Raw genomic sequence first — 14,163 nt, 5'->3', positions numbered from 1 at the left:
ACTAGCCCACGACGGAGAAGCCGGCCGGGAGCCTGCCCCGGCCGGTCAGGGCGAGCAGGGCGGCGCGCCCCTTGCCGAAGGTCACCGCGATGCGGGCCGCGAGCTCGACGGCATGGCCGAGCACCGGCTCGGAGAAGGTGACCTCGACACCGGTTGCGGCGCCGATGTCGTAGCCGTGCACCACCAGCTCGAAGATGCGGGTCGAGAGGTAGTTGCGCACCTTCATGCCGCCGCCCATCACGCTGATCAGCGCGTCCGGGTCGGCGGTGCCGACCTTCGTGCGGGTGCGTTCCAGCAGGTCACGGACCGCCTCGACGGGCCGCGGCCCGAGATCCTCGCCCGCGCGACGCCCGCGTTCCACGATCGCGTCTCCGTCGGTGGACAGCCGCGCGGCGACGGCGTAGTACTGCTCGGGCGACTCGCTGGCCTCGGTGTCGGCCGGCCGGTCGAGGTAGGTCAGCACGGTGACCAGGGCCCGGCTGGTGTGCCCCACCAGGGCCCGCAGGTCCCACACCCCCAGCCCGGGACCGTCGTAGGCGGACGGGGCGATCCTCGCGACGAGGTCCGCGAAGGTGCTGGCGGCCTCCAGGTACAGGCGCGCGGTGTCGTTGACCGGCGTGGACATGGTCCATTCTCAACCATCGCCGCGGCGATGCCGGCGGTGTGGTTCCGGTCAACGGCGGTGTGCTACCGCGCGAACGGCTGCGGTGTACGCGATGGCGCACCACGCCGTGAGTACGACCAGATCCGGCAGGGCCAGCGCGTGGGATCTCGACAGGGTCGCCGCGCGGACCAGGTTCGCGATGGGTTCGAAGGGCAGGTAGGCGTTGGCTGCCTGCAGCCACAGCGGAAGGCGGTCTGCCGGGAAGGTCACCGGGGAGAACAGCAGCGCGAACAGCAGGCACACCTGGGTGAGCACCCCGGTCGCGTTGGCAGGGAGGAGATGAGCGATCGCGCTGCCGAGGAACATGCACGTCATCAGGGCGAGCGGGACCACCAACAGGGTTGCCCAGCCGAACGTCGGCACCAGGTCGAACCGGATCCGGGCCGCGATGACTCCGGCGCACAGCCCGGGGAGGGCGGCAACGGCCCAGACGGAGCTGTTGGCCACCACGATGGCCGACCGGTGCACGGGCAGGTGGTGGATGTACTCGAGCACGCCCTCGGATCTCTCGGTGCTGATGATCTGCGGGCCGATGACCAGACCCACAGAGATGATTCCCATCGTCCATGCGCCGCTGGCCAGCTGCTCGACCTCGGCGGCCGTCGGGTCGCTCAGCAGGAAGGCGAAGCCGACGATGATCGCAACCGCGAAGACGGCCTGGATCACGGTGAAGGCGGGCAGCAGGTAGCGGTAGCGGGAGCCGCTCCAGCGCATCAGCAGCGCCACGTCGCGCACCCATCCGGTGGGGGCGCCGACAGCAGGCATCGCGCGTTCAGCTCGCGTGTAACTCGGCATAGAGCTCCTCCAGGCTGGTCGGGCCCGTCGCGGGCGTGAGCGAGAAGTCGGCCACCAGCCCACCGGCCTGACAACCGGTCGCCCACTCGATGGCTCGCGGGCCTTCCGATGCCGGGAACGTCACCGTCAGGCTGCCGTCGCGGCGCGGTGGCGGCGGGGTCGCCCCGAAGGGGATCTCGAGACCGCCCGCGACTCCGAGGAGGGTGAGCCGAAGCAGCGCCCCCTCCCCTGTGGAGGCGCTGCCGGGGGCCGGGCGCGGATCGTCCCGGACCACTCGGCCGGCCCGCATGATGACGACCCGGTCCAGGTGCGGCTGCGCCTCGGCGAGGTTGTGCGTGACGACCACCACCAGATGGCCCTTGTCGGCCAGGCCACGGATGTGGTCCCACAGGATGGGTCGCCGCACCGGGTCGACATCATTGGTCGGTTCGTCCAGCAGGATGATGGGACCCGCCCCGGCGCAGGCCATCGCGTACGCGGTCAGCCGGCGGACCCCGCCGGAGAGCCGCTCCCCGGTGGTGTCCGCCCACGCGCCCAGCTCGAGGGTGCCCAACAGGTCCTCGGCGACGGCGACGGCGGCCCTTCTGGACCGGCCCCGAAGCCGAGCAATCGACACCACCGCATCTCGGGGGGTGACGCCACGCATCGGCGCGGCCGACTGCCCCATGATCGAGGACACGCGACGCGCCAGGGCCGGGTCGGCGACCAGGTCGCGCGTCCCGAAGAGCACGGTGCCCGACGTCGGTCGGATGGCCCCGACCAGCTGGCCCAGCAGCGTGGACTTGCCGGCACCGTTGTGGCCGAGCAGCCCGACGACCTGGCTCGGCCCGAAGGACAAGGTGATGTCGTGGTTCGCCTCCGCGGCCGTGCCGCCGTAGCGCTTGCTCAGATGTCGGATGTGCAACATCGGGTCGACCCCCCTCCGAGTCCAGGGTCAGCCCGCGACGGGCAGCAGCCGGGCCACCAGACGCCAGCCCCACCAGTAGGCGATCAGCACCTCGAGCAGCAGGCCTGCGCCCATCGCCAGCAGGGCAACGACATGACGGGTGTGCAGCTGCCCGTGGTCCCGGCCGTGCACCTTGTCCCACGCGGTCGTCACCACGGCCGGGTCGTCACACAGGTGGGCGAGCAGGAACCTCCCATCGGTGCGGCGGTGCGGGCGCAGCTGCCACACGACCCGCAGCAGCGTCACCGACGCCACCAGCCAGGCCGTCCCGGCGCGACCATCGGCCGCCAGCAGCGCAACGCAGAGCACCGTCAGGTCCGTCGCCAGACCCCCTCCGAAGGCGGCCGTGCGCGGGATGAAGGACCATACCCAGGTGTGGCTCAGGTTGGTCCGGGCCACGGCAGTGCGTCCGTCGACCCGCGCACGCGGCAACGCCTGTCCCCGGGCCCGCCCGAGCACCATGTGCGCCAGCTCATGTACCACCGACCCCGCCGCCGCCACGACCAGGACGAGGACGATCGACAGCGGCAGCGGCTGGCCCGGAGCCACCAGGGCGGCCCCGTCGGGAAGGCCGCGCGCCACCAGCAGCCAGGCAGAGGTCGCCGCGGCCAGCACCAGCACCCCGATCGTCGCAGTACTCACCAGCCCATGCACCCAAGGCCGGGATGGGGGCACCGAGCCTCGGCCCGGGCCGGTCGCCGGCCCACCCGGGGGGGCGGTGAGGATCACCGGCGGGCTGCCGGCCCGGACCCCGACGAACAGGCCGGAACGCAGCCGACGGACGGCCCAGGGCACAGCGGGCACCCGGCCCGCTGTCATCGGGCCACCCCGTAGTGCGCGAAGACCTCCCACCGCGACTCGCGGCCGGTGCCGCAGGTCGGGCAGTCGTCGGGCAGGTGCGGCCATTCCAGCAGCGGATAGGCGGCGCCGGACACGTAGTCCACCTCGAACTGGGTGCCGACACAGCGAGGCGGAAGGTACCCGGTGAGGATACGGACGGCCTCGTCCACGATCACCGAGCAGAGCAGCAGGATCGGCGGGGGGAAGGCGATGCTGGGCGGGTTGAAGCCGCTGTGCTGGAACCCCACGAACTGCGCCACGAACTGCGGGTCCTTCTTCGTGTAGTGGATGTTGATGCAGTCGAAGCAGCCGGACACATGCGGAACCACCCCGAACACCCGGCCCCGGGTGACCTGGGAGGCGCCGTACACGCAGGGGACCGCACCAGCCACGCAGGCGGCGTTGACGACACGCTGGGCGACGAACGGGGGCTCGTCGATGGCGCACACCACCAGGTCGATGCCGTCGAGGAACTGCGCGACGTCTGCCGGGCGGCGCACCGACAGCACGTGCCCCTCCACCTGGCACGTCGAGTTGAGCTCGGCGATGCGCTCGGCCGCGGCCACCGCCTTGGGCCGACCCACGTCGGACTCGCGATACAGGATCTGGCGCCCGAGGTTGGCCGGCTCCACGGTGTCCTGGTCGACGGCCACGACACGGCCGACCCCGCAACCGGCGAGCAGCGACAGGATGTTGGACCCTCCGCCGCCCAGACCGAGCAGCAGGACGCTCGAGTCCCGCAGCGCCCGAAGCGGCCGGCTGGGATCCTCGTCGACGCCGGCGAAGTGGCTGAAGTACGTCACCGACGCGTCATAACGACGGTCCAGCACCGGCAGGCCCGGATCCTGCTCGGCGGTGGCACTGAGGAACCCGTGGCGCGCCAGCAGCGCAACCCCGTCGATGACATCCTTCGCGGTCAGCTCCGGGTGCCTGGCGCGCACCGCGTCGACGACCTCGCTCAGGTCTCGACCGTCGAGGTTCTGCACCAGCGTCCACATCTGCCCTTCCGGGTCGTTGAACTCCGCCGTGATACCCAGCTGGGCACCGATGCGGAACGTCTCGCTGTCGAGTCGGTATACGGGGTAGATAGGCTTCACCCTGGGACCCGCGTTCATCTGGGCTGCGCTCCCGTCTGCAAATGGCTGGTTCGGACTGGTCGGCCGTAACCGGTCGACCGGGGAACGACCGCGGGGGAGTCGCGCTGGTGGGGTGTGCGTCCCCCACGCGGTCGTGTACCCGGCGCCTGGGCCGGGCGGGCCGGGGATCGCTCAGAAGACGATCCACCAGGTCGTGGTCTCGGCCTCCTCGGCCCGACGAACGGAAACGTTCATGATGATTCACCTCCTCTGCACTGATCGGGTCGCCGTGGGCTTCTCGCCAGCACGCACGGCACGCCATCGGCGTCGGATGCGACACCGCACCGCATCCACCGCCAGGTGCACGAAATTCGCGTCACCCGGGCCCATCCGGGCCGCTCGGAGCGACCTGCAAGAGCTGCCGGCCCTCCTGCGAATACTCCGAAGAGACGTCAACGCTGCCGGTGATACACCCCGGTTGCGACGGACCCACGATGTCCACCGCCCCGGTCGCCCGGGCCCGCACGGGCGCGCCGAGCGGCCCGTAACCGCTGCGACGCCCCGGGACGGAGCACGGCTGGGCGGCAGCCGTCCCTCGCACGCGGCTGGGCGGCATACCTACCGGGTATGCCGCCCACCCGCCTGCCGCGGTATCGCCGCTCCCGGCTCGCCGCACCCAGCGGCCACGGGCCGGCCGCCAGTCGGTTGGCGCAGTGGCCGACCCGCCGGAGACCGCCTGCTCGTGGCGGCGCGCAGGCCCCCGCTGAGTGGAACGAGCGCCGCGTCGTCAGCGCGGCGTCATCCGGCGGCCGTCCTGACCAGCGCGCGCAGCCGCTGCTCGACCTCGTCGGTCACCTCGAGCACCGCGAACGCGGTGGGCCAGAACACCCCGTCGTCGAGGTGCGCGTCCTCGTTGAACCCGATGGACCCGTAACGCGTGCCGAACTTCGACGCGGGCTGGTAGAACACCACGACCTTGCCGTCGCGTGCGTAGGACGGGAACCCGTACCAGGTCTTCGGGTCGAGCTGCGGCGCCTCCTGCGTCACGACCTCGTGCAGGCGCTGCGCGATCTCTCGGTCGGCGCCCTTCAGCGCGGCGATCGCGTCGAGGCAGGCCTGCGCCTCGCGCTCCTTCTTCGCCGCGCCCTTGGCCGCTCTGCCCTGCTCCCGCAGCTCGGCGGCCCGTTGCTTCACGGCGGCGCGCTCGGCGCTGCTGAGGCCGTCGCCGGTGGTGTCGCGCTGGTCCGCCATCAGTCCTGTCCCTTCACCCGCTGCTGGATCCGGATCAGGTTGCCGGCCGGGTCCCGGACGGCCGCGTCGCGCACCCCGTAGTCCTGGTCGACCGGCTCCTGGACGACGTCGACCCCCGCCGCGGCGATCTGCGCGAACGTCGCGTCGAGGTCGTCGGCCGCAAGGTTGATCCCGAAGTAGGTGCCCTTCGCGACCAGCGCCAGGATCGTCTCCCGCTCGTCGGCGGTGATGTCGTGGCCGACCGCCGGTGGGTGCAGCACGATCGCGGTGTCCGGCTGGTCCTTGGGCCCGACGGTGATCCACCGCATGTCGCCGTAGCCGACGTCGAGGCGCACCTCGAAGCCGAGCACGTCGCGGTAGAAGGCGACGGATGCCTCCGGATCGACCTGGGGCAGGAAGCTCGATGAGATCGTCATGTCCATGAGGGTCACGATACGAAGGCCGCAGGCGACACCGCTTCTCGATTCCTGACCGGTTTCATCACGTGCCGGGCGATGCACGGGAGCATCCCCGGGCGGTAGGTGGCGCCGCTGTCGCGGTAGACGCTCGGCGGCACCCCGACCAGCTCGGTGAACCGGGTGCTGAAGGTGCCCAGGGATTGGCACCCGACGGCGAAGCACACCTCGGTCACCGTGAGGTCGCCGCGACGCAGCAGCGCCATGGCGCGCTCGATCCGGCGCGTCATCAGGTACGAGTAGGGCGACTCGCCGAAGGCCAGCCTGAACTGCCGGGACAGGTGCCCCGCGGACAGGTGCACGCCGCGGGCCAGCGCCTCGACGTCGAGCGGCTCGGCGTACTCGCGGTCCATCCGGTCGCGCACCCGGCGCAGCAACACCAGAGTCGCGAGGTCGGGCCGACCGGGAGCACCCACGGGTCCCATGCTCCCACGGTCCGGCGCTCCCACGGCAGGGCCCGGTCCTCAGGTGTGCAGGTCGCCGCCGGGGCGCAGCGCGGCGACCAGGAGGACCACGGCGTGCGCCGCCGCACGGTACGTGGCCCCCTCCACGACCGGTGCGTCCTCAGGCTCGCGGAGGTCGTCGGGGGCGTCGAGGGAGGTGTCCACGAAGCGGCGCCACGGGCCGGCCGCGCCGGCGAGGACCGGCAGCTCGAAGTCGAGCGGCTCGGTCCACATGTTCAGGATGGCGTGCACCACGCGGCTGCCCACGACGCTGCGCACCGTCACCGCCAGGCTGTGCGAGTCGTCGCCCAGGTCCGGCTGGTGCAGGCGCACGCCGTGGAACTCGACGTGGGACCGGTCCAGGAAGGCGCGCAGGGCGAGACCGTGCTCGACCTGTGTCATGTCGAGGCTCATCCGCAGCCGGATGAGCCCGCGCACGAAGCGCAGCACGTCGGCGTGCCGGTCGAGCAGGGACCAGTCGAACCAGGAGATCTCGTTGTCCTGGCAGAACGGGTTGTTGTTGCCGAGCTGGGTGCGCCGGACCTCGTCGCCCATCACGATCATCGGGACGCCCATCGCGACCAGGGTGATCCCGAGGAAGCCCTTGACCAGCTGGTTGCGCAGTCGCTCGACACCGGCGTCGTCGGTCGGGCCCTCGACGCCCCAGTTGTGCGAGAACTCGTAGTCCGAACCGTCGCTGTTCCCGAGCCCGTTGGCCTCGTTGTGCTTGCGCGAGTACGTGACCAGGTCGTTCAGGGTCAGCCCGTCGTGGCACGACACGAAGTTGACGCTGTGCTCGACCTCGGCCGGGCGCCGGCCGTAGAGGTCGGGGCTGGCCAGCAGCCGGTCGGCCAGTGACCGGACGGTGCCGTTGTCGCCGCGCACGAAGCGACGGACGTCGTCGCGGAACTTGCCGTTCCACTCCCGCCAGCGGTCCCCGATGAACGAGCCGACCTGGTACAGGCCGGCGGCGTCCCACGCCTCGGCGATGATCTTCGTCCCGGCCAGCACCGGGTCCGTGTCGATGTCCCAGACGACCGGCGGGTTGGTCATCGGGTTGCCGTACAGGTCGCGCGACAGGATCGAGGCGAGGTCGAAGCGGAACCCGTCGACGTGGAATTCGGCGACCCAGCGACGCAGCGCGTCCAGGATGGCGCGCCGCACCACGGAGCGGTTCGCGTTCAGCGTGTTGCCGCAGCCGGTGTAGTCGAGGTAGCGGCTCGGGTCGGCGGGGTCGAGCAGGTAGTAGCCGGCGTTGTCGAGGCCGCGCCAGCAGAGGGTCGGACCGGTCTCGTCGCCCTCGGCGGTGTGGTTGAACACCACGTCGAGGATGACCTCGAGACCGGCCCGGTGCAGCGCCTTGACCATGTCGCGGAACTCGTCGAGCACGCCCAGCGGGCTCGGGTCGGACGAGTAGCCCGGGTGCGGGGCGACGAACGAGACCGGGCTGTAGCCCCAGTAGTCGACCAGCCCGGGCGGCGCGTCGTAGTCGCCGTGCGCCTGCACTGGCATCAGCTCGACCGCCGTGACCCCGAGCGAGACGAGGTACGGGATCTTCTCGACCAGACCGGCGTACGTCCCGCGCAGGTGGGGCGCCACTCCGCTGGACGGGTGGGCGGTGAAGCCCTTGACGTGCATCTCGTAGATGACGCTGCGGGCGAACGAGCGCCGCAGCGGGACGTCGCCCTCCCAGTCGTAGGTCGACAGGTCGGCGACGACGCTGCGCATCGGCACCCCCGTGGCCGCCGGGATCACCACTGCCGCTCCGTAGGGGTCGAGCAGCACCGCTTCGGGGTCGTGTCGCAGACCTGACCGCGGGACGTTGGGACCGATGGCCCGCCAGGCGTACGCCTGTCCCGGGCGCACGTCCGGCACGAGGACGTGCCAGTAGTTGAAGGTGTGGTTGACCAGCGGGTCGAGTCGGACGACCCGGTCGGGCGCGGTGTCCCGCGGCCCGGCGAACAGCAGCAGCTCCATCGCGGTCGCGGAGCGCGACCACACGGCGAAGTTCACCCCGGCCCTGGTCACGCTCGCCCCCAGCGGGTGCGACTGTCCGGGCCGGCACGGCACCGAGTCGGTCATGGCCCCAGTCTGCCCCGGGTATGCGCATGCCGTAACCAAGCTCGCCGGCCTTGACAACATACAACCACCTAGTTGTATGTTGTCGATGTGGACGAGGTGAGCGAGGACCGGGCAGACGCCTTCTTCCACGCTCTCGCCGACCGCACGAGGCGTGACATCCTGCGTCGCGTTCTCGCCGGGGAGCACTCGGTCACCGCGCTCGCGGCGAAGTACGACATGAGCTTCGCCGCGGTGCAGAAGCACACCGCGGTCCTCGAACGCGCCGGCCTGCTCACCAAGCGCCGCAACGGGCGCGAGCAGCTCGCGAGCGGGGACGTGGACGCGGTGCGGACCGTTGCGTCGTTGCTCGACGAGCTCGAGGACGTGTGGCGCGGCCGCATCGACCGGATCGACACAATGCTGGGCGACCCCGCCCCCGACCAGGAGAGCTGACATGCCAGTCATCGACGTCACCAAGGACCTCGACCACCGCCGGCTGACCATCACCGCCCGGTTCGCCGCCCCGCCGCAGCGGGTCTGGGCGCTCTACGCGGACCCGCGACAGCTGGAGCGCGTGTGGGGCCCGCCGACCTATCCCGCGACGTTCGTCGACCACTCGCTCACGGTCGGTGCGCGCTCGACGTACTACATGACCAGCCCTGACGGCGAGAAGTTCGCCGGCTGGTGGCTGATCACCGCGGTCGACGAGCCGGCGGGCTTCGCCTTCGACGACGGCTTCGCCGACGCCGACTTCAACCCGAACCCGGACCTGCCCGTCTCCCACAACGTCTACACCTTCACTGCCGACGGCGAGGGGACGCTCGCCACCTTCGTCAGCTCGTACGACACGGCCGAAGGCCTCCAGCAGGTCGTCGAGATGGGCATCGAGGAGGGAGCGACGTTGGCCATCAACCAGATCGACGACCTGCTCGCCTCCTGACCGGACGTGCTCCGCTGGGAGGGAACGGCTCCGCGCGACCCGGCTCAGCGGCATACGGCTGGGGTATGCCGCTCACCCCGCGGGCGCGGACAGCACCGTGAGCTCCAACCGCGAAGGATGCTCCGGGTCGTGCAGCACCTCGAAACCGTTGGCCCGCATGGTGGTTCCGGTCCCGAACCGCTCGCCCGTGCCGAGGTTGCGGGCATATCGCGGGAACGCGCCGCCGGCCACCTGGACACGCAGCCGGTGGCCGGCGCGGAAGCGGTAGGCGGTCGGGAAGAGCTCGAGCTCGACCGCGAGGACTCCGTCCGGGCCGACCGTGACGTCGGCGGCGGGGACGGTCGCCGGGTCGAGGCGACGGATGCCGTCGACCACGTTGCGGGAGACCTGCTTCTCGTCGACGTCGCAGAGGCGCACGAACAGGTCCGCGTGGGGATGCTTGGTGCGCAGGTAGATCCGGGCGTGGACCGGACCGACGACGTCGAGGTCGGCGCCGACGGGCGGGCCGGTGAAGACGAGCACGTCTGCGCGGGACTCGAGCTCGGCGTTGTCGTGCTGCTTCGAGGGAGGCGTCAGCACCGGGCCGCCCACGCTGGGAGTGGGATCGGCCGGGTCGTAGGTGAACCGGCTCGGAGGACAAGGCTCGGTGGGAGGACGTCCGACAAGAGAGTCTGGGCCGCTTAAGTATTCGAGACGGGACCGCGCGCCGGGCGGTGGCCAAGCGTCGAGCTCCAGCCAGGCGCTGGTCGGCTGCAGGTTGACGCGGACCGGCGCACCGGTCGGAGCGGCCCCGCCGTTCAGGTGGCTCCCCAGCCAGGCGAGGTCGTTCTGGAGCATGGTGGAGAACTCGTCGGGCTCGCCGTGCCGCCAGGGCCCGACCAGCAGCCGGGCAGGCACGCCCGCAGCGCGCAGCGCGGTGTAGTCGGTGAGCTGCTCGCGCACGAACGGGTCCCACCATCCGGTCACCATGCTGGTGGGCGGCATGCGGCCCAGGTCCGCACCGGAGTGGTCCGAGCCGGACCAGAAGTCGTCACGCGGGCCGGCGTGGGCGACGAAGTCGCGCCAGAAGGCGACCGGTGCCCCCGCCACCGCGACGTCGAGCGCCTGCAGCGGCAGGTGCTGCATCGCACGGCGGGTCCGCCTCACGAAGACCGGTGTCGTCGCCATCTGGGCCGGGAAGCTCATCCACTCCTGCCGACCCACCTGCGCGGACCACTGCAGGGCGTTCTGCAGCTGCGGGACGCCGTGGTCGTAGAAGGCGGCGCTGATCCGGGCCGCGGTGATGTGCGGTGAGACGCACTCGAGCGGAGGGTCCACGTAGGGGGCGACGGCCCACTGGGTGTGGCCGAAGTAGCTGGCGCCCGTCATCGCGACCCGACCGTCGCACCACGGCTGGGCGCGCACCCACTTCACCGTGGCGAGCCCGTCCTCGTGCTCGGTGGTGAACGGCCGGAACTGGCCTCCGGAGCCGAAGGTCCCGCGGATCGCCTGGATGAACACCTGGAAGCCGTGCCGCGCGTAGAGCGACCCGAACAGCACCTTGAAGGGCCCGCCCCGGCCGTACGGCAGCCGGATCAGCACGACCGGCAGCGGACCGTCCAGCCCGGCCGGCCGGTACAGGTCGCCCATGAGGTTCACCCCGTCGGGCATGGGGGTGGCGAGATCGCGCACGACGACGGGCCGCCCGTTGCCCGGTTCCAGCCCGAAGAAGGCGTCGACCACGCGGGCTGCGGCCCTGCGCGAGCAGCCCCGGACGGCGGTGGCCGACTGCCTGAGCCGGCTGGATGATCCACTGCGTTGCACCGACGGTTCCTCTCTTCCCCCGTCACCTCGACCGTACGCCGCTGGGCTGAGCCCCGCGTCGGAGCTACGGCGGGTACCTCTCGCCGTACCGCCAGCTCAGCGGCCGCACAGGATCAGTGGTACAGCCGCTGGTGGATCCGGTCGGGCAGGCCATGGCCCAAGTGACGGCGACGACCTCGTCCGCACTGCTGCTCCCCTGCAGCTGCCGGCGGCTCGGTCCGCCGGCCGGTCGGCCGAGCTCTACGGCCGGATCGCCTCCTCGAGACCCTCGAGGAGCCGGTCGATGTCGGAGTCGGTGCTGTACGGGGCCAGTCCGACCCGTAGCCCGCCCGCAGCGCCCAGGCCGAGGTGGTGGCTGCACTCCCAGGCGTAGAAGTGACCGGCCGGAGCGTTGATGCCGCGGTCGGCGAGGTGACCCCGCACGTCCTGCACGTCGTGGTCCTCGAAAGTCATGAGCATCGTGGGGGTCCGCCGGGCGGCGTTGCTGTGCAGGCGGATCCCGTCAAGTCGACGCAGGCCGTCCTCGAGCCTGCCGTACAGCCGCGACTCGTGCTCGTCGAGCGCGGCGAAGGCGTCGACCAGGCATTCACGTCGGGTCGACCCGGCTGCGCCTGCCAGGGTGGCCAGGAAGTCGATCGCCGCCGTGGTGCCCGCCAGCAGCTCGTAGGGCAGGGTGCCGAGCTCGAACCGTTCCGGCACGACATCGGTCGAGGGGACGAGCTTGTCGGGCCGCAGCCCCTCCAGCACCGCCGGCGCGGCCGCCAGCACCCCGTGGTGGGGCCCGAGGAACTTGTACGGCGAGCAGACCCAGAGGTCGGCGCCCTCCGCCGCGACGTCGACCGACACGTGGGCCGTCGCGTGCACCCCGTCCACGTAGCACAGGGCCCCCGCCTCGTGGGCGACCTTGGCGATGGCGGGCAGGTCGGGCCGCGTGCCGATCAGGTTCGAGGCGGCGGTGACCGCGACGAGCTTCGTGCGCGAGCCGACGACCGCCTCGACGTCGGCGGCGGCCAGCTCGCCGCTGGCCGGGTCGAACTCGGCGAACCGCACCGTTGCCCCGGCCGCCTCGGCGGCCAGGACCCACGGCCGGACGTTGGCGTCGTGGTCGAGCCGGCTGACCACGACCTCGTCACCGGCGGCCCAGCCGCGGGACAGGGTGCGCGCGGCCACGAAGGTCAGCGCGGTCGCGGACCGGCCGAGGACGACGTCGCCCGGGTCGACGGCGAGCAGGTCGCCGACGGCGGCGCGCGCTGCCCGGACGACCTCGTCGGCCCGCCGTTCCGCCGGGGTCACCTGGCCCCGGTTGGAGATCTCCGACACGAGGGTGGCGGCCACCGCGTCGGCGACGACGTCGGGGGTCTGGGTGCCGCCCGGCCCGTCGAAGAACGCCGTCCCGCCGGCGAGTGCGGGGAAGTGGTCTCGGATCGCGTCCACGTCATAGCCCATGCCACAGTGTCCCAGCCCCGCGCCGGTGACCGGAGGTACGCGGGGCGCCGCCGTCGTGGACATCGATCGGAGCCCACCCGCGCCCCAGCCGGATCAGACGCCGGTATGCCGCCCAGCCGGCTGCCGCGCAGCCGGCCGGCGCCCGGCCGGCTGGGTCACCGGGGCGACCCGGGCCAGCGCCGGGACCGGCAGCGTGACCGGCTGGCCGGGCCGCAGCAGGATCGGCTCGCCGTGATGGCTGGTCTGCAGCTCCTCGCCCTCGCCGAGCCGGTAGGTCACGCTCTGCTCCCCGTCCGCGATCGCCGGTGCGTCCGGACCGGCCCCGGACGCCGCCATCCGGCGCACCTCCACGTCGATGACCCGCCCGGCGAAGCGCATGCAGAAGCTCAGGCGGTTCAGCATCGGCGGCAGCCGCGGGGCGAAGGTGAGCCGGCCGTCGTGGTCGCGCATCCCGCCGAACCCGGCGACGGCGACCATCCAGCTGCCGGCCAGGGCCGCGATGTGCAGGCCGCTGTTGACATTGCCGTAGAGGTTGTGCAGGTCCGCGAAGGCGGTCTCGGCCCAGTAGTCGTGGGCCAGCTGCAGGTGGCCGACCTCCGCGGCGACGATGGCCTGGGTCGCCGCCGACAGAGACGAGTCACGCACCGTGCGTGCCTCGTAGTAGGCGAAGTCGCGAGCCTTCTCGTCGGCCGTGAAGGCGTCACCGCGCAGGTGCAGCGCGAGCACCAGGTCGGCCTGCTTGACGACCTGCTTGCGGTAGATCTCGAAGTAGGGGAAGTGCAGCAGCAGCGGGTACTTCTCCGCCGGCGTGCCCTCGAAGTCCCACTCGCCGTGCCGGGTGAAGCCCTCCGACTGGGGGTGCACCCCGAGCGCCCGGTCGTAGGGGAAGTAGACCGCGTCGGCAGCCGCCCGCCACTCGGCGACCTCGTGGTCGGTCACCCCGAGGCGGGTCGCCGTCTCCGGACACCGCCCGCACGCCCGCACCGCCTCGCGCAGGTTCCGCTGCGCCATCAGGTTCGTGTAGACGTTGTCGTCGACCACCGCGGTGTACTCGTCCGGCCCGGTCACGCCGTGGATGCGGAAGTCGCCGGACCGGGTGAAGTGCCCCAGCGACATCCACAGGCGGGCCGTCTCGACGAGCAGCTCGGCGCCATACTGCCGCTCGAACTGCGCATCCTGGGTGGCCGCCACATAGCGTGCGGTCGCGTCCGCGATCGCCGCGGCGAGGTGGAAGGCGGCGGTGCCCGCGGGCCAGTAGCCCGAGCACTCCTCGCCGTGGATGGTGCGCCAGGCGAAGGCGGCGCCGCGCAGGCCGAGCACCTCTGCGCGGGCGCGGGCCATCGGCAGGGTCCGGTGGCGCCAGATCAGCGCTCCCCGGGCCGCCGAGGGCAGGGTGTAGGTCAGCACCGGCAGCACGAAGGCCTCGGTGTCCCAGAAGGCGTG

General features: G+C 71.9%; 14 protein-coding genes. 2 read left to right on the top strand and 12 right to left on the bottom strand.

Annotated elements, in window-relative coordinates; genetic code table 11:
• Window position 1: 1 nt before the first annotated feature.
• The 9 genes from WMI84_RS12235 to WMI84_RS12195 all read right to left on the bottom strand — a co-directional run bounded on the left by WMI84_RS12235 (window position 2) and on the right by WMI84_RS12195 (window position 8,552).
• Window positions 2-625 (bottom strand): maleylpyruvate isomerase N-terminal domain-containing protein, encoded by a 624-nt coding sequence (locus WMI84_RS12235; RefSeq protein WP_347353528.1) that lies wholly within the window; start codon window positions 623-625, stop codon window positions 2-4.
• Window positions 626-673: 48 nt separating this feature from the next.
• Window positions 674-1,429 (bottom strand): ABC transporter permease, encoded by a 756-nt coding sequence (locus WMI84_RS12230; protein WP_347353526.1) that lies wholly within the window; start codon window positions 1,427-1,429, stop codon window positions 674-676.
• Window positions 1,430-1,436: 7 nt separating this feature from the next.
• Window positions 1,437-2,366, bottom strand: coding sequence for an ATP-binding cassette domain-containing protein (locus tag WMI84_RS12225; RefSeq protein ID WP_347353524.1), 930 nt, complete (start codon window positions 2,364-2,366; stop codon window positions 1,437-1,439).
• Window positions 2,367-2,393: 27 nt separating this feature from the next.
• Window positions 2,394-3,047 carry a hypothetical protein gene (locus WMI84_RS12220; protein ID WP_347353522.1) on the bottom strand — a complete coding sequence of 218 codons (654 nt, stop codon included), beginning with the start codon at window positions 3,045-3,047 and terminating at the stop codon, window positions 2,394-2,396.
• Window positions 3,048-3,220: 173 nt separating this feature from the next.
• Window positions 3,221-4,342 (bottom strand): ThiF family adenylyltransferase, encoded by a 1,122-nt coding sequence (locus tag WMI84_RS12215; RefSeq protein WP_347353520.1) that lies wholly within the window; start codon window positions 4,340-4,342, stop codon window positions 3,221-3,223.
• 777 nt (window positions 4,343-5,119) lie between these two features.
• Window positions 5,120-5,572, bottom strand: coding sequence for a hypothetical protein (locus WMI84_RS12210; RefSeq protein ID WP_347353518.1), 453 nt, complete (start codon window positions 5,570-5,572; stop codon window positions 5,120-5,122).
• Window positions 5,572-5,994: a VOC family protein gene (locus WMI84_RS12205; RefSeq protein WP_347353516.1), complete on the bottom strand. Its 423-nt coding sequence runs from the start codon at window positions 5,992-5,994 to the stop codon at window positions 5,572-5,574. Before WMI84_RS12205 ends, WMI84_RS12210 begins: the two co-directional genes overlap by 1 nt.
• Window positions 5,995-5,999: 5 nt before the next feature.
• Complete coding sequence (locus tag WMI84_RS12200) at window positions 6,000-6,452, bottom strand: helix-turn-helix transcriptional regulator (protein WP_347353514.1); 453 nt, start codon at window positions 6,450-6,452, stop codon at window positions 6,000-6,002.
• A 39-nt stretch (window positions 6,453-6,491) separates the two neighbouring features.
• Entirely contained in the window at window positions 6,492-8,552 is a 2,061-nt protein-coding gene (locus tag WMI84_RS12195) for an isoamylase (protein ID WP_347353512.1), read from the bottom strand.
• An 87-nt stretch (window positions 8,553-8,639) separates the two neighbouring features.
• Here WMI84_RS12195 and WMI84_RS12190 point away from each other — a divergent pair, with 87 nt between their 5' ends.
• The gene (locus WMI84_RS12190; RefSeq protein WP_347353510.1) at window positions 8,640-8,984 is read left to right on the top strand and encodes a metalloregulator ArsR/SmtB family transcription factor; all 345 of its coding nucleotides are present in this window, start codon (window positions 8,640-8,642) and stop codon (window positions 8,982-8,984) included.
• Between the two features lies 1 nt (window position 8,985).
• Entirely contained in the window at window positions 8,986-9,471 is a 486-nt protein-coding gene (locus tag WMI84_RS12185; RefSeq protein ID WP_347353508.1) for an SRPBCC domain-containing protein, read from the top strand.
• Between the two features lie 72 nt (window positions 9,472-9,543).
• On the opposite strand, the gene WMI84_RS12180 is transcribed toward WMI84_RS12185, so the two are convergent.
• From WMI84_RS12180 to WMI84_RS12170, 3 genes are all read right to left on the bottom strand, one after another.
• The gene (locus WMI84_RS12180) at window positions 9,544-11,274 is read right to left on the bottom strand and encodes a CocE/NonD family hydrolase (RefSeq protein WP_347353506.1); all 1,731 of its coding nucleotides are present in this window, start codon (window positions 11,272-11,274) and stop codon (window positions 9,544-9,546) included.
• Between the two features lie 240 nt (window positions 11,275-11,514).
• Window positions 11,515-12,783 (bottom strand): cysteine desulfurase-like protein, encoded by a 1,269-nt coding sequence (locus WMI84_RS12175; RefSeq protein ID WP_347353504.1) that lies wholly within the window; start codon window positions 12,781-12,783, stop codon window positions 11,515-11,517.
• Between the two features lie 30 nt (window positions 12,784-12,813).
• The coding region (locus WMI84_RS12170) for a glycosyl hydrolase family 65 protein (protein WP_347353502.1) at window positions 12,814-14,163 on the bottom strand (1,350 nt) is incomplete at its 5' end.

This window comes from Intrasporangium sp. (genome assembly GCF_039812505.1).
GTDB lineage: Bacteria > Actinomycetota > Actinomycetes > Actinomycetales > Dermatophilaceae > Intrasporangium_A.
Note: the sequence above shows the minus strand (reverse complement) of the source record. Positions and strands in the feature narration are given on the sequence as shown.

Bases quoted from the DNA above. Each gene is read 5' to 3' on its own strand.
- WMI84_RS12195 (WP_347353512.1), bottom strand. From the start codon at position 8,552: ATGACCGACTCGGTGCCGTGCCGGCCCGGACAGTCGCACCCGCTGGGG.
- WMI84_RS12210 (WP_347353518.1), bottom strand. From the start codon at position 5,572: ATGGCGGACCAGCGCGACACCACCGGCGACGGCCTCAGCAGCGCCGAG.
- WMI84_RS12175 (WP_347353504.1), bottom strand. From the start codon at position 12,783: ATGTCCACGACGGCGGCGCCCCGCGTACCTCCGGTCACCGGCGCGGGG.
- WMI84_RS12230 (WP_347353526.1), bottom strand. From the start codon at position 1,429: ATGCCTGCTGTCGGCGCCCCCACCGGATGGGTGCGCGACGTGGCGCTG.
- WMI84_RS12200 (WP_347353514.1), bottom strand. From the start codon at position 6,452: ATGGGACCCGTGGGTGCTCCCGGTCGGCCCGACCTCGCGACTCTGGTG.
- WMI84_RS12235 (WP_347353528.1), bottom strand. From the start codon at position 625: ATGTCCACGCCGGTCAACGACACCGCGCGCCTGTACCTGGAGGCCGCC.
- WMI84_RS12185 (WP_347353508.1), top strand. From the start codon at position 8,986: ATGCCAGTCATCGACGTCACCAAGGACCTCGACCACCGCCGGCTGACC.
- WMI84_RS12205 (WP_347353516.1), bottom strand. From the start codon at position 5,994: ATGGACATGACGATCTCATCGAGCTTCCTGCCCCAGGTCGATCCGGAG.
- WMI84_RS12225 (WP_347353524.1), bottom strand. From the start codon at position 2,366: ATGTTGCACATCCGACATCTGAGCAAGCGCTACGGCGGCACGGCCGCG.